The organism is Bacillus sp. UNC322MFChir4.1 (assembly GCF_000746135.1).
Taxonomy (GTDB): domain Bacteria; phylum Bacillota; class Bacilli; order Bacillales; family Bacillaceae_G; genus Bacillus_A.
Genome location: NZ_KN050812.1, coordinates 182,853 through 200,815 on the forward strand (window position 1 = coordinate 182,853; position 17,963 = coordinate 200,815).

Here is a 17,963-nt window from a genome sequence, read left to right on the forward strand (position 1 = left end):
ACGAAGGTACGAACACCAATTATAGGTGGGCAATGGATTTTGTTAGGCATTTCATTTTTTAACAATTTCTGATGTTCCTTTCGCTCATGTTCAACTATACGGATTTAAGGGGAAGATATCCAAATTAAGAGGAGATCACTATGGATATGAAAAATATATGCAAAAAGCTATTGAAATGAGCCCAGAAAAGAAACAATACCCTTTAGTTCGCGAACTCATAACTGAACTAGGAAACTATTTTTATGATAATCGTGCTTATAAATGTCAGCAAAATATCTGAAAATATCAAGCCAACTCCCTCCCACTTAAACGTAACTTTAAGTGGGGGTTCTTATGTATTCGTCCACGCTAGAACTCTTCCATACAAGTGCATTCCCTTCTTCAAATATACAGACTAAGAAGATTAAACATTTCCTAATATTTCAAAATAAGTAAAATATCTCGTTTAAAATACATAATAATTCGCCTAAATTTTAATGAAATTTTACTAATTGTTATTAACATAAATTAACACGTATATTTTAAGTACAGAAAGTCAAACAGCAAGGAGGTGTGGCCATTCTGATGCTAGGGATAAAGCGTTCTGCAAATATGATAGACAATATAAATTATCATTTGAATCAGAGTAAGAAAAATAATCAATATTTAAAAATCTATTCAAATGAATATGAAGTATTGCCATATCATGTGTATAAACACTCATTGAATAAACAAGCACCACAAAAAGAAATGAGTAGCCTAGTTAAACCATTGATTCATATGAATACGTTAGCTCAAATTCTATACGAAGCATTTCACAATCAAACATTTACAGCTTTAGTGCCTATTCTATTTGTCTTTCAACCGAGTATTGTAACTGGTATATCGACACCAGGTGCTTATTCAATTGATTTTTGTAATGATTATTTTGTTCATTTAAAGGATATAAATATTCAGGAATTGAAGGCGAAAATAGGTGAACAAAAGGGTCCAGTAGCTATCGGATATATGATAAACCAAAGCGGAAATATACAGCATTCAAAAGAATTTATGTATCAAAAGTTAAAAGAGCAAGCTACAGAATGTATGTTAGCCTTACAAAAGAAATTACATATACACGGAGAGTTAGAAGAACGAATTCAGTTGTCATTCGATTTCAAAAAAATCATGATGCCTTTAATAGTCTTACAATGGATTAAACAGACAGCATTCCATTAAAGGAATAACAATGCTGCACACTTTACCTAATAAATAAGAAAGAGGGATACATATGAATATGAAAACAAACGAAACGAGAACGAAGAAAAAAATAGTAAGATATACGGCTGGAGCCGCTATACTTTTCATATTGCTATCCTTTATATACCAATGGAAAAACGGTTTACAGATTGATAGTACTGAAAACTTCGGGCTTACATTAGCTGTTATCATTTTCGCTTTTAGTTTTTTTCCTGAAAGAACAAAAGAGAGTAAATAATTGAATAAGCACTTGAAATCTATTTCTCAAGTGCTTATTGCTGCAAATATAAAGTGAAACTTTAATCAGTGGGGGGTTTCTTCATCCCCCACTGATTATCAGCCCTCACCAATCGGGCTTTTACGAGCAGTTTATCTCCCACCTAACTTCTTTGCTTTCGCCGAATTTTGAGGTGGGAGTATTACTGCCCACGAATAGCGGGATAAATTCAAAAATTGTATATCTTTTCTACATAAAATAAAGTTACATATACATTGGAAATCGTTTTATTTCACCAATAATGAATATGTTCCTTTTCCATTTTCCTGATCAAAAAATGCAACTATATAATACTTCCCAGGTTTCGCTTCAAATTTCCCTTTTATATTATTTCCATCCGCTTTGCCCGTAATGACAGGATTTCCTAGATCTGATTCATGATATACATCCCAGTTTATCCCAATTCTTTGTTCATCTATAAAAGAGATATCTACTTCTTTTGGAGATGTGACATTGAATGTGTACATATACGCCATATTAGGTCTATCCATATTTCCTTTTGAAAGCTTATTAAAACTAAGTACCTTTGCATCTTGATAGTTATGACCTGCTGGCTCATCTTTTTTCACGGTAACCGTTGTTTGTCCTCGGCTCACTTTTCCTTTATTATCTTTCACTGTTAACTTTGCAGTATATGTTCCCTCTTTCCCATATACATGGGTAGGATTTGCTTCTGTACTTGTTGTACCATCTCCAAAATCCCAAAGATAAGAAACAATTTTTCCACCTGTACTTTCTGTACCATCGCTATGAAACTCAACTTTTTCATTTACTATCTCATTGTACGGTCCATTCATATTTACTTTAACAGTCTGTTTTTCTTCTTCTCCCGTTGCAACGCCATGGAATACAACATCGTATTCAAATTGATTGTTCGCATTCACACGATAATTAACAAAATAGGCTGTAACTGTTTTGTAGCCGCTCCATTCTTTTTGCGCTAACTTTTCTAAAGATTGATTGATTTGCTTGCTCATCGCTTTCCAATCCTCAGATTCTCCTTTTGTTACGCCGCCCGTATATGTTCCTTCTAATGTAAACGTATCAAAAAATTGAGACTTATGCTTTGTAATCGTTGCATCTTTTATCTTTGCTACACCTGTAATGTCTTTCTTTACATCGGCTAGTGGTTTTGGTGCATGGTCAGCTAAATAATCATCTGATACTTGCGGGGTATTATATGTACCCTGATTATCAACTAACTGCTTCATATAGTCTTGGTATCCTTTATTTAAATTTGGATCCTTACTTAAAGCTTCACGATATGCATCATAACCATTCACATCATTTGCACGAATTAAATCTTGAATCTTATCGAAAGTTTCAAATTGATGAGTATATAAATAAGACTGCAGTGCAAAAGAATAATTATAAAAGTCCCATTTATCTGGTCCGTCTCCATATTTCGAAAATAATGTTCGTTCTGCTGTATAACGCTGTGCAGGATCAGATGATAATCCGCTAATGACACTTTGACGCGGAACAACATTATTCGTACGAGTAGATCCCGCAAAAAATTCTGCATTTCCTTCTTCAAACCATGTCAAGCGTTGATTTTGATACATTGCTCCTTGTCCCCATGATCCTGAAACTTCGTATCTTCCCTGTAAATAGTGTGTAAATTCATGACGGAACAATTCTTCCAAACTATAACGACTTTGCTCTGGTGTACGCTCAAATGTAAAGAACGTTCCGATTCCTTCAATATAAAGTCCACCATTATTCGTGTCATATCCATATAGTTGGCTATTTTTTTTATATTCATCTGGATTATTATAAATTACCATTGTCAGTACATCATCAGCTTTTCCTGCTTCTAGCGCTCCATCTTTTCCAATTACACGATGATATTGCGCCTTTACTTCTTTAGCAGCCCAATATAGTCTCTTAACCTTTTCTTCTGTTACTTTATCTCCCGTTTTAAATACAATAGCACCGTCATCGAATGTATACGTTTTTGGTAAGTACTGCTTCTGGCCTTCTTCACGTATTTTCTTTAAATCTACTGTATTTCCGTAATAATCTTTTTCACCATAGTTTGTTGAAATTTGCTCTACCGCAGTAAAATAAGCTTCACTTAAGCGAGGGTACATATGCATTGCTTGTGTAAGTACTTCTAAAGGTTTATTTGGATTACTATGGAATTTCCCTAAACGGCCGGTATAATAAATACCATTATTAATTAACCAGCTATTTTCTGCTGTTACATCATTTAGAAGAGCCATTCGACTCAGTTCATTTATGAAACCATCAATTTTCCCATACCATATTGTTTCATTCGCTTCTTTACTTTTACCATACAAGTGATTATCAACCCCTTGCATGATCTCATACACGGCGTCCCCTTTCTTCTTGTCACCTACATATGTAGAAATATTATCGTTATATTGTTTTAATATATTCGCTGCATATTGAACAGTTTCGGCATCACAAGAAGAGTTACTAATTAATTTACCGTACGCAAATACCACTGCATCCTGTTTATCTGTACCAAGTTTAAAATTCGGATTTTTTGCAATTGCTTTTAATGCCGGTAAACATTTATCCTGGAAGCTTTGCTCATTTAAATAGCTTAACTCTTCATTATTAAAGCCTAAATAAAAACCGCAATATAAAACCTCAACAAACGTCTCAATTCTTTTTGTATCATCTTTTGTAAATGTGCTTCCACGACGACCTAACTCATCAATAATAACCTGTATTCGCTCTTTATTTTGATAAAATGCTTTTGTTTCTTGATTAAATTGACCTAAATCCGCGATTTGATCCCAACTAACATTTGCCAATGTATCAATTAATTCGTCATTACTCATTCTATTCAGCTCTGCTGCAGAATACTTTTGCTGATATTGTTTTGCCGCTGCTCGTTTCACGGCCGGAGCTGGACGTTGTGAAAAATTGTTCACTTTTAAACGTTCTTCATAAGACAATGTTTCGTCTGCTTTTGTAGAATGGGCAAGTTCATCTTTTGAAGTTCCGATCCCAGGTGGTTTCACTTGTAACACATTATAAGGTGTTTTTTCTTCCGCTGACACTTGTGTTTGAATACTTCCAAATGATAAGGCCACTGTACTAATACCGAGCATCACTTGCGTAAATTTTAATTTCTTGTTCATAACATTTCCTCCGTTTCTATAATCCATCCAAAAGAATAACACGTTATTCCGATAAGGCAATGTCTTATGCAAGATTGCATATTATTTCTTTATGTTTATGAACAAATTATAAAAACTCAATGATATCAGCATTTTCTAACTATATAAATAAACTGAATAACATTTCTTTTTTAATAGAAACATCAAAATTATATACTCTCTTTCCAGCTATTTTAGAGTTTGAACCATTTTATATATGGTTATAAAGTCATTGAAAACCTAAGGGCAAGACTACAGTTTGTAAGTAGCCTTGCCCTTTAAAGTTGTTTATTATGCGGGATATCTTCTACTTTCTCCCTATATAAACCTACTTAAAATTTCTCCAGGTAACCCTTCGATTTCACAAATTTTCTCTGATATAAATCCTTGCTGTATTAAAATTTTTCTAGAAGGAATATTTTCCGGATCGATAATCGCTTTTAATATGGTCAAATTTGTTTGCTTCGCTAATTCAATTAATTGCTTGGCAATTACACCTCCATATCCTTTACCCCAATATTCCGGCAATATCATATAGCCAATTTCAGCTTCTTCGATTTTTTGTTCATTTAATGTTACATGTCCAAGTCCAATAAATTCATCCGTCATATAAACTTTATATGAGCCATATAGCTCATATTTTTCATTACGCTCTAATAATTTTTGATAGTTTACTTGAGCCTCTTCTAACGGAATCGCTCGTTCTGTAATTTGTGCCATAACTTGTTCATTCGACACTAGTTGGAAATAATCGTTAAAGTCTGTTGCTTCAAATTTCTTAAAGATTAGTTGATGCATTTTTGTAAGGTCAGATGTTTCTAATACATATTCCATAGGCATGCTCCTTTTTTAGGAATTCACACCATGATTTTACCAAATTTATACACATAAAAAAACACCCTTACATGAGGGTGTTTTTTTCATTACTCTTCTTATACCAACTTTGCATCTTCTCCGCGTCTTCCATCCGCACATGTTGTAGCTCATGACTAGCCGAGGCATTATGGAAGTCATATGTACAAAGTGCATCTTTTTTCTGGAAGTATGACTGACTTTTCTTTAAAGATTGAATATGTCTTCTTTTCACAAAAACTGTATATTTTGCGATTTTGCGATAGGACATTGTTAACTGATCGTCATCAATTCGATATCCGCCTGCTTTGTACTGCGCATAGCCAAGCCAGATGGACACTAAGAAAAGTGGTAATAATAACGCAAGTAGAAAGTGTTTGTGAAAATAAATACTCGAACCAATAATTGGTACTGCTACAATACAAGCGAAAATAAAATTATCTAACATGTGACGTCTCATTGCCGTTTTTGGTAATTTTGTCATCTCACTGTTTATATCATATGGCAATTGTAAGTAGTGCAGCATCTCTCGTACTTTTTTCTTTTTTATAAGTGGATGGAGCGTTACGCCTGTTTGTCCTTCTTCAAATTTTTGAATAGCTTCTACATGAACAGAGCAATATCCAAAAGGCTTGCGAAGAATACCTTCTTTTATTTTAATACCGTGAATACGATGCGTTTTCAAGACAAGCTCTTTTTTCTCCAGCAAACCTTGTGAAATGCGAATTTCATCTCCTTTACGTGAAATAGTAAAATTCGCATGCTGTAACGCATATTGAATCGTTGAAACAATCCACGATAATAGAAATAAAGCAACGAACATATATACCCAGCCAGCTATGTCGCTTTCAAATACATACGTTTCCACATAATTCTCAACCTTCTTCACGATATTATTCGGCAAAATTTCTCGAAGTTTATCTGCTAAAATGAAAAGGATTGAAAATAAAAGGCCAAATTTCCCAGATGTAATACTTGCTAGTAAAATTTCTTTCCATGTTACTGTATAAGCGACTGCATTATGTTCTTTTGTTTCAATCGAAGTAACCTCTAATGCAGGTTCATCGTTCACATCGCTATTTTTATTTAACATGGCAATTAAACTTTTTGCTTCTTCTTGGGTAATCCCTACTAACTGTACTTCTGCTTTGTCAGCTCCACCAGCAGTTTCAATCTTTAACTTTGTGAGACCTAATATTTGATATAAAATATTTGAGCTCGTATTAATGGTTTGCACACGATCTTTATTTAAGTAGCTTTCTTTCTTTGTAAAGAGGCCTTCCTTAATATGCAATACATTATTTTCAACCCAATACATTTTGTAGTACCATGAAATGAAGTTAAAAATCCCCCCTACACCAATAATAAGAATCGGGATTAAATACCAAAACGGAAATGAACCGTCTTTCACAACGAAAACAAAAAATACGGGTAAAATACTACTTAGTTTTACCTCAAATAAAATCGTAATCGGATGCTGCCGCTTATACATCCTCATCACTCACCTTTGCCAGTTCTGCAATTTGACGCTTTAACCTTTCGGCTTCGCGCATCGTCAACCCTGGAAGACTATGTGCTGTTGCGGCTGTTGAAATTTTCAACTCAGCTAAATCAAACTTACGCATAATAGGGCCTTGTTCAATTGTAATATGCTGAATCCGAATCATTGGGACAAGTACTCGCTCTACAGTAAACATTCCTTTTTGAATTTCCATTTCTTCTTCATTTAACTCGTAACTATAATAGCGCTGACGTAAACTTGGAAAAACAAGATAACCGAGCGGTGCATACGCAAGAAGTCCAATTACAAGTGCACCAAATATCCAGCCTGTCCAATCAAATTTAATCATAAATATAGAATAAGCAATTGTAATCATAAGACCGATTCCAGATGTAATGAGCGAGCTAATTTGCCATACTCTTACCATCTTTGGATTAATTTCATTTTCTAATGGTTGCATTCTTTCACCTCTAATTTTTAGTCTAGTGCGGCTTTTCTATGACTCTATAATCATATTAAAAACATAATTGGAAAACAAGATATATAAAGGGAATGTTTTCCTTTATCAAAGCTACAAATTAAATAATCAACATAAAAACCCTCTTTCTTTTTAGGCAACCGCGAGCAAATGGTCATGCATAGAAGCAGTCATGTTGTATTCTGCATAGCAGCAGCTTAGTAAAAAAAAAACAGTCTCTCTATTTCTATAAAATATTTGTAGGATTTTACCCTTTTTTGTCGAATTTGTTTGATATAGGGAGGTTCACAATATGTTTATCAAAGACTTTTTCATTAACCTTTTTATTTTTGTTTTCCTAGTGAGTTCAACTATATTCATTCAAGTGTTTATATTGAAATCCAATCAGTTCATTGAAAAAATATATGGGGCAATTATTGCAGCTATTTTGATGGCCTTTTCTTTTAAATACATGGGGTTTTACTACGATCTTCGAGCTGTTCCTCTCATTTTTTCGTTTGTTTACTTTGGTCGTACTGCTGGTTGGATTACGGTACTTAGTATTTTTATCATGCGTGTTACTTATATGGATGGATATTGTGTACCGTATCTCGTTGCTTTATTAGGGATAGGCATTCTATTTACTATCTTTAAAACATATTTCAAAAACTTACATCCGTTTAAAGCTAGCTTTCTTTATTTGATTTGTTATATAGCTATGATTCGATTGGTAGGCGAATTTTTCATTCCAGCTGTAATATCTAACATTCTTTACATGCAAAACTTATTTTTTATAAGTTTAGGCCTTTTAAGCGGCATTTTTCTGATGGAAGCTTATCAAAAGTTATATTTCTTAACACAAGAATTATTTAGAACAAATCAAAAATTAAAAGGATCGAAGCAAGAACTCAAAGATACTGTCCGTGAACTACAAGGTGGAATTTTTAAATTTATTAAAGTAGATACACACTTTATACATACGATGTGTGATGGACAATTTTATTATCAAAAGGGATTTTATTCTGAACAAGTGGTAGGAAAAAGTTTACGTACAATCGATCCTTCCATTATCCCTCCCCATCTCGTTCCTCAATTACTGAAGTATTATGTACAAGCATGGGAAGGAAGTGAAGTTATATTTGAAATCCCCTGGCCGGATAATGAAACCATTGCGCTAATCGCACTTCGGCCAATTAAACGAAATGGAAAAGTAATTGAAGTTGTTGGCTCTGCAATTGATATTACAGAGAGAAAAAAAGTGGAAGATGAATTAAAAACGACTAAAGAGTTGCTGGAGTCATTTGTAGATAACAACATAGATGCGATTGTGATCATTGATCGCGAAGGGCATATTTTACAAGCAAATAAAGCTTATGAAACGATATTTGATTGGTCTGTACACGAAGTAATCGGTAAAAAAATTCCTTGTGTGCCCGATTTCTTAATGAATGAATCGATAGAAATTATTCAAAATATTTTGTCTGGAAAATCTGCCATTACTCGATTAGAGACCGTTAGACAACGAAGAAACGGGGATTTAATTGATATAAGCATGACAATTTCACCTGTTCTAGATGCAAGAGGGAATATAATGGCTCTCTCTGCGATATGCAGGGACATTTCTGAAAGAAAACAAGCAGAAAAAGAACGACATCAATTATATCAACAACTGCAAGAAAGTGAATTGAAATATCGTGCCCTATTTGAACAGGCGGCGGATGCGGTCTACGTAGTAGAATTGGATCAAAATCGAACTCCCACTCGAGTGATTGAAGTAAATGCGATTGGGTGTGAAAGGTTTAATTTAAGTAGAGATGAAATTGTTAGTACCCCATTTTCTGATCTTGTTTCTACGGATTCTCCCCTTTTAAAAAATTTAATAGAAAAAATGAAAAACGGGGAAGATTCCTTTACTTTGCAAGATGAATATGTTTTTCAGACAGGAAAGAAAATCGTGACAGAGTTTAGTATTCGTGTATTCAAATTGAATGGAAAAGAGGTTTTCTTAAGTATTTCTCGCGATATTACCGAACGAATCAAGACGGAAGAATTATTAAGAAAATCTGAAAAACTTGCTGTTGTAGGTCAATTATCTACAGCAATCGCTCATGAAATTAAAAATCCTTTAACTGCAATGAAAGGATTTATGCAATTATTAAAAACGGTGGAAAATGAAACGAATCATCACTATATAGATATAGTATCATCCGAAATTAATCGAATTGAAAGCATTACGAATGAATTTATGGCAATCGCCAAACCCCAAGCAGTGAAAATTCAACCTAATGATATAAGTGTGTTAATGAATCAAGTTGTCATGCTACTTGAACCCCAAGCACTCATGAATAATGTACAAATGAAGACTGAAGTTATGTCTACTATTCCAATGATACATTGTGAAGGGAATCAATTAAAACAAGTATTCATTAATATTTTAAAAAATGCCATTGAATCGATGCCAACGGGAGGAGAAATTTCCATTCAAATCGACCTGGCTGATCATAATCAAATCAATATTCGATTTATTGATCAAGGATGCGGGATCCCGCAAGAACGTATCCCATACCTTGGCGAACCTTTTTATAGCATTAAAGAAGATGGGGTTGGTTTAGGATTAATGATTTGTTACAAAATTGTTGAAATGCATCAAGGCAAGATATGGATTGAAAGTGAAGTGAATGAGGGAACAACGATTGAAGTTATTCTCCCTATTAGTAGATGATAGAACGAAAGTTGTTGTATAAGACGAGAGCATCTGGCCATGCATAGGAGCGACTTATAAAGTGAAACTTTAATCAGTGGGGGTTTTCTTCATCCCCCACTGATTATTTGCCCTCACCAATCGGGCGCATGCCAGCAGTTTATCTCCCACCTAACTTCTTAAGAAAAACGGAGCCGACTCATCATTTGAATCGGCTCCTTCTTATATGTTCACTGATATATCGGCGCTTTTTAAAATATATCAGCGCTTTTCACAATGTATCGACCACTTTTTAAAATATATCGGCGCTTCGACACGATTTAAAGATTTCTCGGCAATGTCCGACACGTTCAGTACACGAAAAGGACCTGACATGAGAGTCAGGTCCTTTATATAAATTACATCTTACCTTCCCGCTGCAATAACCGCAGCCGATAGCAATTCATCGTCACTTCACCAAGCCGCTGCAGGAGTTGATAGTTCGCATACGCTCCTACCGGTGCACCGATGACAGGTACGAGTTGCAGCATTTTGGCTAGGTCAATATAATCGCGGTATTCTTGCTGGAACTTCTCCCAGTCTACATGATTTTCCTTATTTGTATCCCACGTCTCAATCGCCTTCCATATTTCTTTTCGGTGATTATCGCTTGAGAACGCAAGCTGAAATACGTGAAGAATGAATAAGCGCTCTTCTTGTTTACTTGTATCATAGCCGTACAATGTTGCCGCATCAAATAAAAATTTAATTTTAATGCTAAGCAAGAGCGGGAAGTCAGCAAGCCCGAGTAAAAAACCACCTGCTCCTGTTCCGGCTCCTTCTGCCGCTGCAACCTTTTTGTACTCATCGATCTTCTTTAGCACTTCTTCATCTCTTCTTTGCAGTGACCAATCTGTTTCTTTTAGCCTCGGTTTGATGAAATTCGAACCAATACTAATGCCTTGCACCATCTTTTTTATCGTTTCTGTAAGGATATTTTGCACTTTTTCTGGAATGAGCTGCTGCATTTTCGTTTGAACTGTTTTAGAGAAACGTGTCATTACAGATGAGCTTTTAATAATTTTTCTTTTCCACTGCTGTAACTCTAAGATGACCTTTTGTTCATATTCAGTCATGCTCTTCTTCCTTTCCCTATATGCGGAATAAAGTGAAACTTCCCAATCGGGCTTTTACGGGCAGTTCGCTTCCCCGTCTTCTCCAGCTTACTGCCCGTTTATGCGGGATAATTTTTTCAAGCGCTTTGCCCCGTATTGATAAACAAATCCCACACTAAATAACATATTTACAAGAAAAACAAGTCCTGTCATCATCATATCTTTCGTTGCAAACGCAAAGAGTACAGTGAAAATAGCGCCGCCTACGCACAGCAACGTACATAATAACGTCAGAAAGTCTTTCATTTTTGCTTCTTCTGGGACAGGGTATAGATCAAGCCATAATTTCAAACGATGATGCTTCCATAAGCTTAACAGCTGATAACCGATTAAATATAAAAACACAGCACCGACAAGAAGACGGACATAAAGAAACGGCGCGAAGGATAAAATGATACCGCCAATTGCTAGTAAGCGGACATACAGTCCAAAGTAATTTCCTGAGCGTAAAAACGTGCGCAAGAATAAGAATAAATAGGTACTTTTATTGGGTACGATTTGCAGTACAAAATCCATCCATTTGCGGCGAGCGACCCGTTCTTTTAATGCCGGTACATCAACAAACATATTGGCGATGCGGTATAGCAGCATCATTTTCTTTCCTTCTTCAACAATTAAATATTCCCAGTTCAGCGGTTTTCCTTTTACTTTTTGCTGTAAAAATACGAGATAGATGACCATCGCAAAGGCGATTGCTCCCGTATACAAAGCTGAAGCGCGCTCAACAAGGAAATAAACAAGGAAAAAGTTAAGTACAAAACGGATAAGCCAGTCTGTAGGATGAATACGGCCATCTGTCATATAAGACTTCTCCCACGTCACAAATAAATTCCAAACTTTACTTAGCACAATCGCAAGTACAATGATTATGTATGTTTGTCCTGATTGTTTCATCTGCTGGAAATAGAGCGGCGCAAGCGCTGCACTTACCATCGCTACAATATATAACTGGATCGTAAACGTAAATTGAAATGCTTTTACGAAATATGCTTTTAATTTTTCTTCTACTGGAAGTAAATATACAAGATCCGCTTCTTTTAATAACGTTTGCACTGATCCTGCGGTTAAGACAAGTCCAAGCAGCACCGCCATCACAACTGCGGTTGGAAATGAAGGTGTTAATGTTTGTAGCCATTTTTGATAATAAAATGCACCGGCACCGATAATAAACACAAAAATAAATTTCAAATGATCATTAAATACATACTTACCGTATGTGCGCGTTTCCTTTAAAAAATAACGAAACCTTTCTTTCCATAACCCTTTACTATTCATCAGCATCTTCTTCCTTCGTTAGTGCTATGTAAATATCATCAAGCGTTGCTCCCGGCATGTTAAACTCGCTTTGCAGCTGCTTGAGAGTACCCTGTGCCCGGATTTCACCTTGATGCAGAATAATGAAGGAATCACAATAACGCTCTGCTGTTGCTAAAATATGTGTACTCATTAAAATGCCCGCACCGCTTTTTTTCATTTGATCCATCATTTGCAGCAATGATTGAATCGCTAGCGGATCTAATCCAACAAACGGTTCATCTACAATATATAATGAAGGCTCAACTAAAAACGCACTCATAATCATTACTTTTTGTTTCATCCCTTTTGAAAAATGAGATGGAAACCACTTCATACGATTTTTCATGCGAAATTCTTTTAACAGCTTGTCTACGCGCTTATCATACTCTTTCTCATCAATGCCATACGCCATTGCGGTTAGCTTTAAATGCTCTTCTAACGTTAGCTCCTCATAGAGCACTGGGGTTTCTGGAATAAACGAGAAACTAGAGCGATATGCGGTCATATCATCTTTTAACGTCTTACCATTAATCGTAATGTGGCCTTGTTTCGGCTCCATTAATCCGATAATATGTTTGATCGTTGTACTTTTTCCTGCACCGTTTAAACCGATTAAACCGACAAGCTCTCCTTTCTTAACAGAGAATGAAATATTTTGTAATACAGGTCGCTTCGTATATCCGCCTGTAACATTTTCCACACGTAATAATTGTTCCATATGACACCACTTTCTTCATTTATCTATATGTAATCATCTTACCAAAAAAGTAAAGCTCCTTCATAGTACTGACCTACGATTAAAAGAAAAAATTTCCTCTGCATATATTAAGCAAAAGCGGACATCATAATTAGTGAGGAAGGAACACATTGAAAAAGCAACCACAAAAGTGATGAACACAGCCTAGCGAACTCATCATGAAACGGGGTGTCTATAATGGACAAAGGTAATTTACACGGAGTCATATAAGTTGTTTCATTTTAGAAACGGGGTGTCTCGAGGAGAGTAGATACTGTTTTATAAAATAAACAATTCATTTCTGAAGGATTGCAACATCATTTCATTGAAAATGGGGTGTCCACGGCAGAATATATGTCGAGTTACCGCGCATTTCCTAACAAATGAGGTGTCTCCTAAAGGTAGATTAAACGAAAATGCTTTTTCAAACCTTCTTCCGAAGGCAGGAAGCTCACCAGCTTCCTGCTTTTCGTGTTTTTTCTATTATGTAATTATGATAAAATACGGCTAAGACTACTGAAAGGATGAGGAATATGAATCATACAGCGGATAATTGTATTTTTTGTAAAATTATTGAGGGGCAAATTCCTTGCGCAAAAGTATATGAGGATGAACATGTACTCGCTTTTCTTGATATTAGCCAAGTGACAAAAGGACATACACTCGTAATTCCAAAAGTACATAAACAAGATGTATTTGCATTAACACCAGAAATTGCTTCACACATTTTCTCTGTCGTTCCAAAAATTTCGAATGCGATAAAAACTGAATATAATCCAGTTGGTTTCAATTTATTAAATAATAACGGAGAAAAAGCAGGACAAACTGTCTTTCACTTCCATCTTCATTTAATCCCACGCTACGGCGAAAAAGATGGTTTCGGTGCTGTGTGGAAATCTCACCAAAGTGATTACACAATGGAAGAATTACACAACATCGCAAACACAATTGCAACTAGCGTAAAATAACACTTGCACCTAAAACGATGAATTGAAAAGATTAGATCTATTGTAGTATGTACAATAAGATTGTACATGCCGTGCACACCCCGCCAATAAACGCCAACCTAACAATTTGCTGCTTTACTAAAAGGATTGGCGGGTACGATCTTTTCTGTTTTAAAATAAATAATAATTGCATTGCTCGTACAAGAAAGAAAAGACTGACAATAAAACAAATGCTTGTAATCCATTTCACTTTTCTCCCCCCTTGTCTTATGCATATGCACAGTTTCACACATCATGAGTATAACAATGTTATAAAGCTTCCATCTATGACGGAAAGTTTTACAAATTAAGGAGGCACTTTTTATGTCAAAATCAAAATCCTTTCTAACTGGCATCATTTGCGGCGGAGCTGTCGCTGGACTTGCTGTACTCTTTTCTACTCCTTCATCTGGAAGAGATATGCGCAATAAGTTAAAAGAAAAAGGAAATGATATAAAAAAAACATTAGCTGATATTACAGCAGATACAAAATTACTAAGTCGACAAATTGTTGAAACAGCTTCTGAAGGAAAAGAAGTCATTCAAGAATTAAAAGATGATATGCACGAAACATTATCAACATGGAGACAAGATATTTCTCAAAATAAGCGCCACATTGAACAAGAAATTGAAAACATTCAAAAATCAATTGAAAAATTACAACAAGCGGTTCCTGATAAAGCGTAATTTTTCGTATATAACAAATCGTTTTGATTCTTACCGTCTCTTTTACGGCACATGACATACATGTGCCGTATTTTTTATACAATGATCCTCTTCTCCTTGCTACGCCCAAATCAGAATAAAATTCCGTCAATCTTTGTCCTGTCTAACAAGATAACACTTTTATAATTACTCGAAATTTGTATAGTTTTGTCATTTTAACGAAAAATTTTCACAATTCTAACAAAAACACTTTATTAATTTTTATTTTACTGGCATAATAGATAGTAATGAATAAGAATTGTATAAAGTGGGTGAATCGATGAAAAACGGTGACAAAAATTATTCAATAAAAGAAGCGATGATTTTCAGCCAACGCATGGCTCAATTATCAAAAGCATTATGGAAGTGTGTGGAAAAAGATTGGCAACAGTGGATTAAACCATATGATTTAAATATTAATGAACATCATATTTTATGGATTGCGTATCATTTAAAAGGGGCTTCTATTTCAGAAATTGCGAAGTTCGGTGTCATGCACGTATCCACCGCTTTTAACTTCTCTAAAAAACTAGAAGAACGCGGTCTTCTTATCTTTTCAAAGAAAGAAGATGACAAACGAAACACGTATATTGAAATTACAGAAAAAGGTGAAGAATTACTGTTACAATTAATGGAGGAATACGAGCCTGAAAGTAATTCTGTCTTTAATGGAGCTTTAGCTCTTCGCAATTTCTACGGTAAATTTCCAGAAAACATCGAATTAATCGCCATTTTGCGAAATATTTACGGGCAAGACTTTATCGACATTTTCGAGAAATCACTGGATAATATCGAGGATAATTTTATAGAGCACGATGAAAAACTTGTTAAAAAGTGATAATTCATTATTTTTTCGCCATCATACGTAAAAACTCTTGCATCAATGGTTGAAACAACCCTTGACGATCGAGCGCTTCCGCCGTCTCTTTTCCTTCGAGACTTTCTGGAAGCGCTTCTTCAAATTTATCCAGCAGCTCATCAAATAAAAGCAAACCTTCTTGCTTTTCCATTATGTATTGCTCATTCATTTGTTCACAAAGAGCTAACAAACGTTCCACATCACGTTTCATCACTTTATTCTTTATAATTAAAGAATAAAATGGACACTTTTGTTCATCTATCATATTAAAAAGAAGTGATACATAATATTCTGCTTGTTCTAACCGTTTCACAACGTTCACTTTCTTCCCTCTCTTTCTATATAAATCGTTTCCTATGCAGCATATAAAAACAAACCCGTTCTCGCCCACATTAAAAAGAGGACATGTTTTTTCATTTTGATATGTATATAATCTAGATTTTCCCATTTCAGAATTTTATAACACGAATAAATTATCGTATGATACAATAGGATTATATGTATTTTTTCTAAAGGAGGACTCTCCTCGTGACAATTATAACAATTATATTTATCGCTTTTGCACTTATCGTTCTAACTTATACAAACCTTATGACACATTCACTGTGTCAACAGAAACAATTATCTGACCGACGTCAAACGAGTGTCTTTCGGTTCATTAACGTATGTATTACCATTCTATTAATTTCTAGTTATATAGAAATTATATTTCATGCAAAGTGAGGAAGGAAACCCCTTCCTCACATTTTTTCCTCTATAAACAAATTATACCTACTATTACTAATAAAATAAATAACACAAGCCACAAAATTAATTGTTGATTCATATATAAATTCAACCTCCTCATTTCTCTTTGTATGCATGTAAGCCCAGAATGGTGCCATGATCGAATCTGACAATCGCCGCAGGCAAATGGGTATTTTTTCTTTATCAATAGGAAAATGCATCGAAATATGTTATATTAATTTTTGTACATATTGCTTATACTATAAAGTGAAACTTCCATTAATGGGGGATTACTGCCCGTTTATGCGGGATTCAAAAATACATAATAGTAGGAGTGTTTATTTCATGAAGAAAGCAATACTTGCCCTAGCTGTAACAAGTGTATTCACATTATCAGCATGCGGCACTTCTGACAAAGTTGTAACATCAAAAGCTGGGGACGTAACAAAAGACGAGCTATACAATGCAATGAAAAAACAAGGCGGTAAAAACGTCTTACGTAGCCTAGTAATGCAAAAAGTATTTATTAAAAACTACCCAGTTAAAGATGATGCCGTTAATAAACAATTTGACGAATATAAGAAGCAATACGGCGATCAATTTGCTACTTTATTAAAACAAAGCGGCATGACTGAAAAAGATTTAAAAGAAACTGTTCGCGGTGAACTTGCAATGAAAGAAGCTGTGAAGAAAAGCATCACAGATAAAGAAATAAAAGACAATTACAAGCCTGAAATTAAAGCAAGCCACATTCTTGTAAAAGATGAAGAAACTGCGAAAAAAATTAAAGGTGAACTTGCACAAGGCAAATCTTTTGAAGAGTTAGCAAAACAAAACTCTCAAGATCCAGGTTCAAAAGATAAAGGCGGCGACTTAGGATACTTCAAATCAGGTAGCATGGTTAAAGAATTTGAAGATGCTGCATATAAATTGAAAAAAGACGAGATCAGTGAGCCTGTAAAAACACAATACGGTTACCACATCATTAAAGTAACTGATATTAAAGAATTAAAACCACTTGATCAAGAAAAAGACCGCATTAAAAACGATCTTGTTGACAAGAAAATGCAAGATGCTCAATTTATGAACGATCTTGTTACAAAAGAAATGAAAAAATCAGATGTGAAAATCGAAGATAAAGACTTAAAAGATATTTTCGAAGCTCCAAAAGCAGACAAAGAAGCTAAGAAATAATGAAAAGCTCGGCAATTGCCGGGCTTTTTTGTTTTAAGATTGAATATAAGGCTAACTGTTCGTTTGGAATAAAATTTGATTAAAAATCTGAAATAAGCAAAATATCGCGCTCGATTGCGGAAAATCGTTTCCTAGTTCGTTTCTTTTCATCCGTTAGCCCTTTAATA

Annotated in this window: 17 protein-coding genes and 2 pseudogenes; 9 read left to right on the forward strand and 10 right to left on the reverse strand. The window is 34.9% G+C overall.

The features are described 5' to 3' along the window. Positions 1-46: 46 nt before the first annotated feature. The 3 genes and pseudogenes from BR72_RS27525 to BR72_RS22795 all read left to right on the forward strand — a co-directional run. A pseudogene (locus tag BR72_RS27525) lies at positions 47-309 on the forward strand (helix-turn-helix domain-containing protein); the annotation flags it as partial. A 255-nt stretch (positions 310-564) separates the two neighbouring features. Continuing rightward, positions 565-1,197, forward strand: coding sequence for a hypothetical protein (locus tag BR72_RS22790; protein WP_035437473.1), 633 nt, complete (start codon positions 565-567; stop codon positions 1,195-1,197). Between the two features lie 52 nt (positions 1,198-1,249). Next, a complete protein-coding gene (locus BR72_RS22795; protein ID WP_231559757.1) occupies positions 1,250-1,456 on the forward strand; it encodes a hypothetical protein in 207 nt (68 codons plus the stop codon). A gap of 266 nt (positions 1,457-1,722) precedes the next feature. Here the strand turns inward: BR72_RS22795 and colA are convergent, their stop codons facing one another. The 4 genes from colA to BR72_RS22815 all read right to left on the reverse strand — a co-directional run bounded on the left by colA (position 1,723) and on the right by BR72_RS22815 (position 7,442). After that, positions 1,723-4,611, reverse strand: coding sequence for a collagenase ColA (gene colA / locus BR72_RS22800; RefSeq protein ID WP_035437475.1), 2,889 nt, complete (start codon positions 4,609-4,611; stop codon positions 1,723-1,725). Positions 4,612-4,947: 336 nt separating this feature from the next. Further along, positions 4,948-5,427 carry a GNAT family N-acetyltransferase gene (locus tag BR72_RS22805; RefSeq protein ID WP_035437607.1) on the reverse strand — a complete coding sequence of 160 codons (480 nt, stop codon included), beginning with the start codon at positions 5,425-5,427 and terminating at the stop codon, positions 4,948-4,950. 103 nt (positions 5,428-5,530) lie between these two features. After that, a complete protein-coding gene (locus BR72_RS22810; protein ID WP_035437477.1) occupies positions 5,531-6,973 on the reverse strand; it encodes a PH domain-containing protein in 1,443 nt (480 codons plus the stop codon). Next, on the reverse strand, positions 6,966-7,442 hold the full coding sequence (locus BR72_RS22815; RefSeq protein WP_035437480.1) for a PH domain-containing protein: 477 nt from the start codon (positions 7,440-7,442) through the stop codon (positions 6,966-6,968). Before BR72_RS22815 ends, BR72_RS22810 begins: the two co-directional genes overlap by 8 nt. Positions 7,443-7,752: 310 nt before the next feature. Here BR72_RS22815 and BR72_RS22820 point away from each other — a divergent pair, with 310 nt between their 5' ends. Continuing rightward, the gene (locus BR72_RS22820) at positions 7,753-10,161 is read left to right on the forward strand and encodes a PAS domain S-box protein (protein ID WP_035437483.1); all 2,409 of its coding nucleotides are present in this window, start codon (positions 7,753-7,755) and stop codon (positions 10,159-10,161) included. A 377-nt stretch (positions 10,162-10,538) separates the two neighbouring features. Here BR72_RS22820 and BR72_RS22825 read toward each other — a convergent pair whose 3' ends face one another. The 3 genes from BR72_RS22825 to BR72_RS22835 form a co-directional block, all read right to left on the reverse strand. Next, the gene (locus BR72_RS22825; RefSeq protein ID WP_035437486.1) at positions 10,539-11,255 is read right to left on the reverse strand and encodes an EcsC family protein; all 717 of its coding nucleotides are present in this window, start codon (positions 11,253-11,255) and stop codon (positions 10,539-10,541) included. A gap of 87 nt (positions 11,256-11,342) precedes the next feature. Next, positions 11,343-12,569, reverse strand: coding sequence for an ABC transporter permease (locus BR72_RS22830; protein ID WP_035437488.1), 1,227 nt, complete (start codon positions 12,567-12,569; stop codon positions 11,343-11,345). After that, positions 12,562-13,308 carry an ABC transporter ATP-binding protein gene (locus tag BR72_RS22835; RefSeq protein ID WP_035437489.1) on the reverse strand — a complete coding sequence of 249 codons (747 nt, stop codon included), beginning with the start codon at positions 13,306-13,308 and terminating at the stop codon, positions 12,562-12,564. Before BR72_RS22835 ends, BR72_RS22830 begins: the two co-directional genes overlap by 8 nt. A gap of 551 nt (positions 13,309-13,859) precedes the next feature. On the opposite strand from BR72_RS22835, the gene BR72_RS22840 reads away from it, so the two are divergent. Then, positions 13,860-14,294 carry an HIT family protein gene (locus tag BR72_RS22840; RefSeq protein WP_035437490.1) on the forward strand — a complete coding sequence of 145 codons (435 nt, stop codon included), beginning with the start codon at positions 13,860-13,862 and terminating at the stop codon, positions 14,292-14,294. Positions 14,295-14,331: 37 nt separating this feature from the next. Here the strand turns inward: BR72_RS22840 and BR72_RS22845 are convergent, their stop codons facing one another. Continuing rightward, on the reverse strand, positions 14,332-14,523 hold the full coding sequence (locus BR72_RS22845; RefSeq protein ID WP_035437491.1) for a membrane protein YhzF: 192 nt from the start codon (positions 14,521-14,523) through the stop codon (positions 14,332-14,334). Positions 14,524-14,636: 113 nt separating this feature from the next. Between BR72_RS22845 and BR72_RS22850 the strand changes: the two genes are divergently transcribed. Together BR72_RS22850 and BR72_RS22855 are read left to right on the forward strand one after the other, a co-directional pair. Continuing rightward, a complete protein-coding gene (locus BR72_RS22850; RefSeq protein WP_035437493.1) occupies positions 14,637-14,999 on the forward strand; it encodes a YtxH domain-containing protein in 363 nt (120 codons plus the stop codon). Between the two features lie 298 nt (positions 15,000-15,297). After that, complete coding sequence (locus tag BR72_RS22855) at positions 15,298-15,855, forward strand: HTH-type transcriptional regulator Hpr (RefSeq protein WP_035437495.1); 558 nt, start codon at positions 15,298-15,300, stop codon at positions 15,853-15,855. Between the two features lie 7 nt (positions 15,856-15,862). Here BR72_RS22855 and BR72_RS22860 read toward each other — a convergent pair whose 3' ends face one another. Next, entirely contained in the window at positions 15,863-16,198 is a 336-nt protein-coding gene (locus BR72_RS22860; RefSeq protein WP_035437496.1) for a DUF1878 family protein, read from the reverse strand. Between the two features lie 206 nt (positions 16,199-16,404). Between BR72_RS22860 and BR72_RS26040 the strand changes: the two genes are divergently transcribed. Then, positions 16,405-16,599, forward strand: a complete 195-nt coding sequence (locus BR72_RS26040) for a hypothetical protein (protein ID WP_081904977.1) — start codon at positions 16,405-16,407, stop codon at positions 16,597-16,599. 31 nt (positions 16,600-16,630) lie between these two features. On the opposite strand, the pseudogene BR72_RS27250 reads toward BR72_RS26040, so the two are convergent. Further along, positions 16,631-16,702: pseudogene (locus BR72_RS27250) on the reverse strand (YjcZ family sporulation protein); the annotation flags it as partial. 245 nt (positions 16,703-16,947) lie between these two features. Between BR72_RS27250 and prsA the strand changes: the two are divergent. Then, entirely contained in the window at positions 16,948-17,796 is an 849-nt protein-coding gene (prsA, locus tag BR72_RS22865; RefSeq protein WP_035437498.1) for a peptidylprolyl isomerase PrsA, read from the forward strand. Positions 17,797-17,963 lie beyond the last annotated feature (167 nt).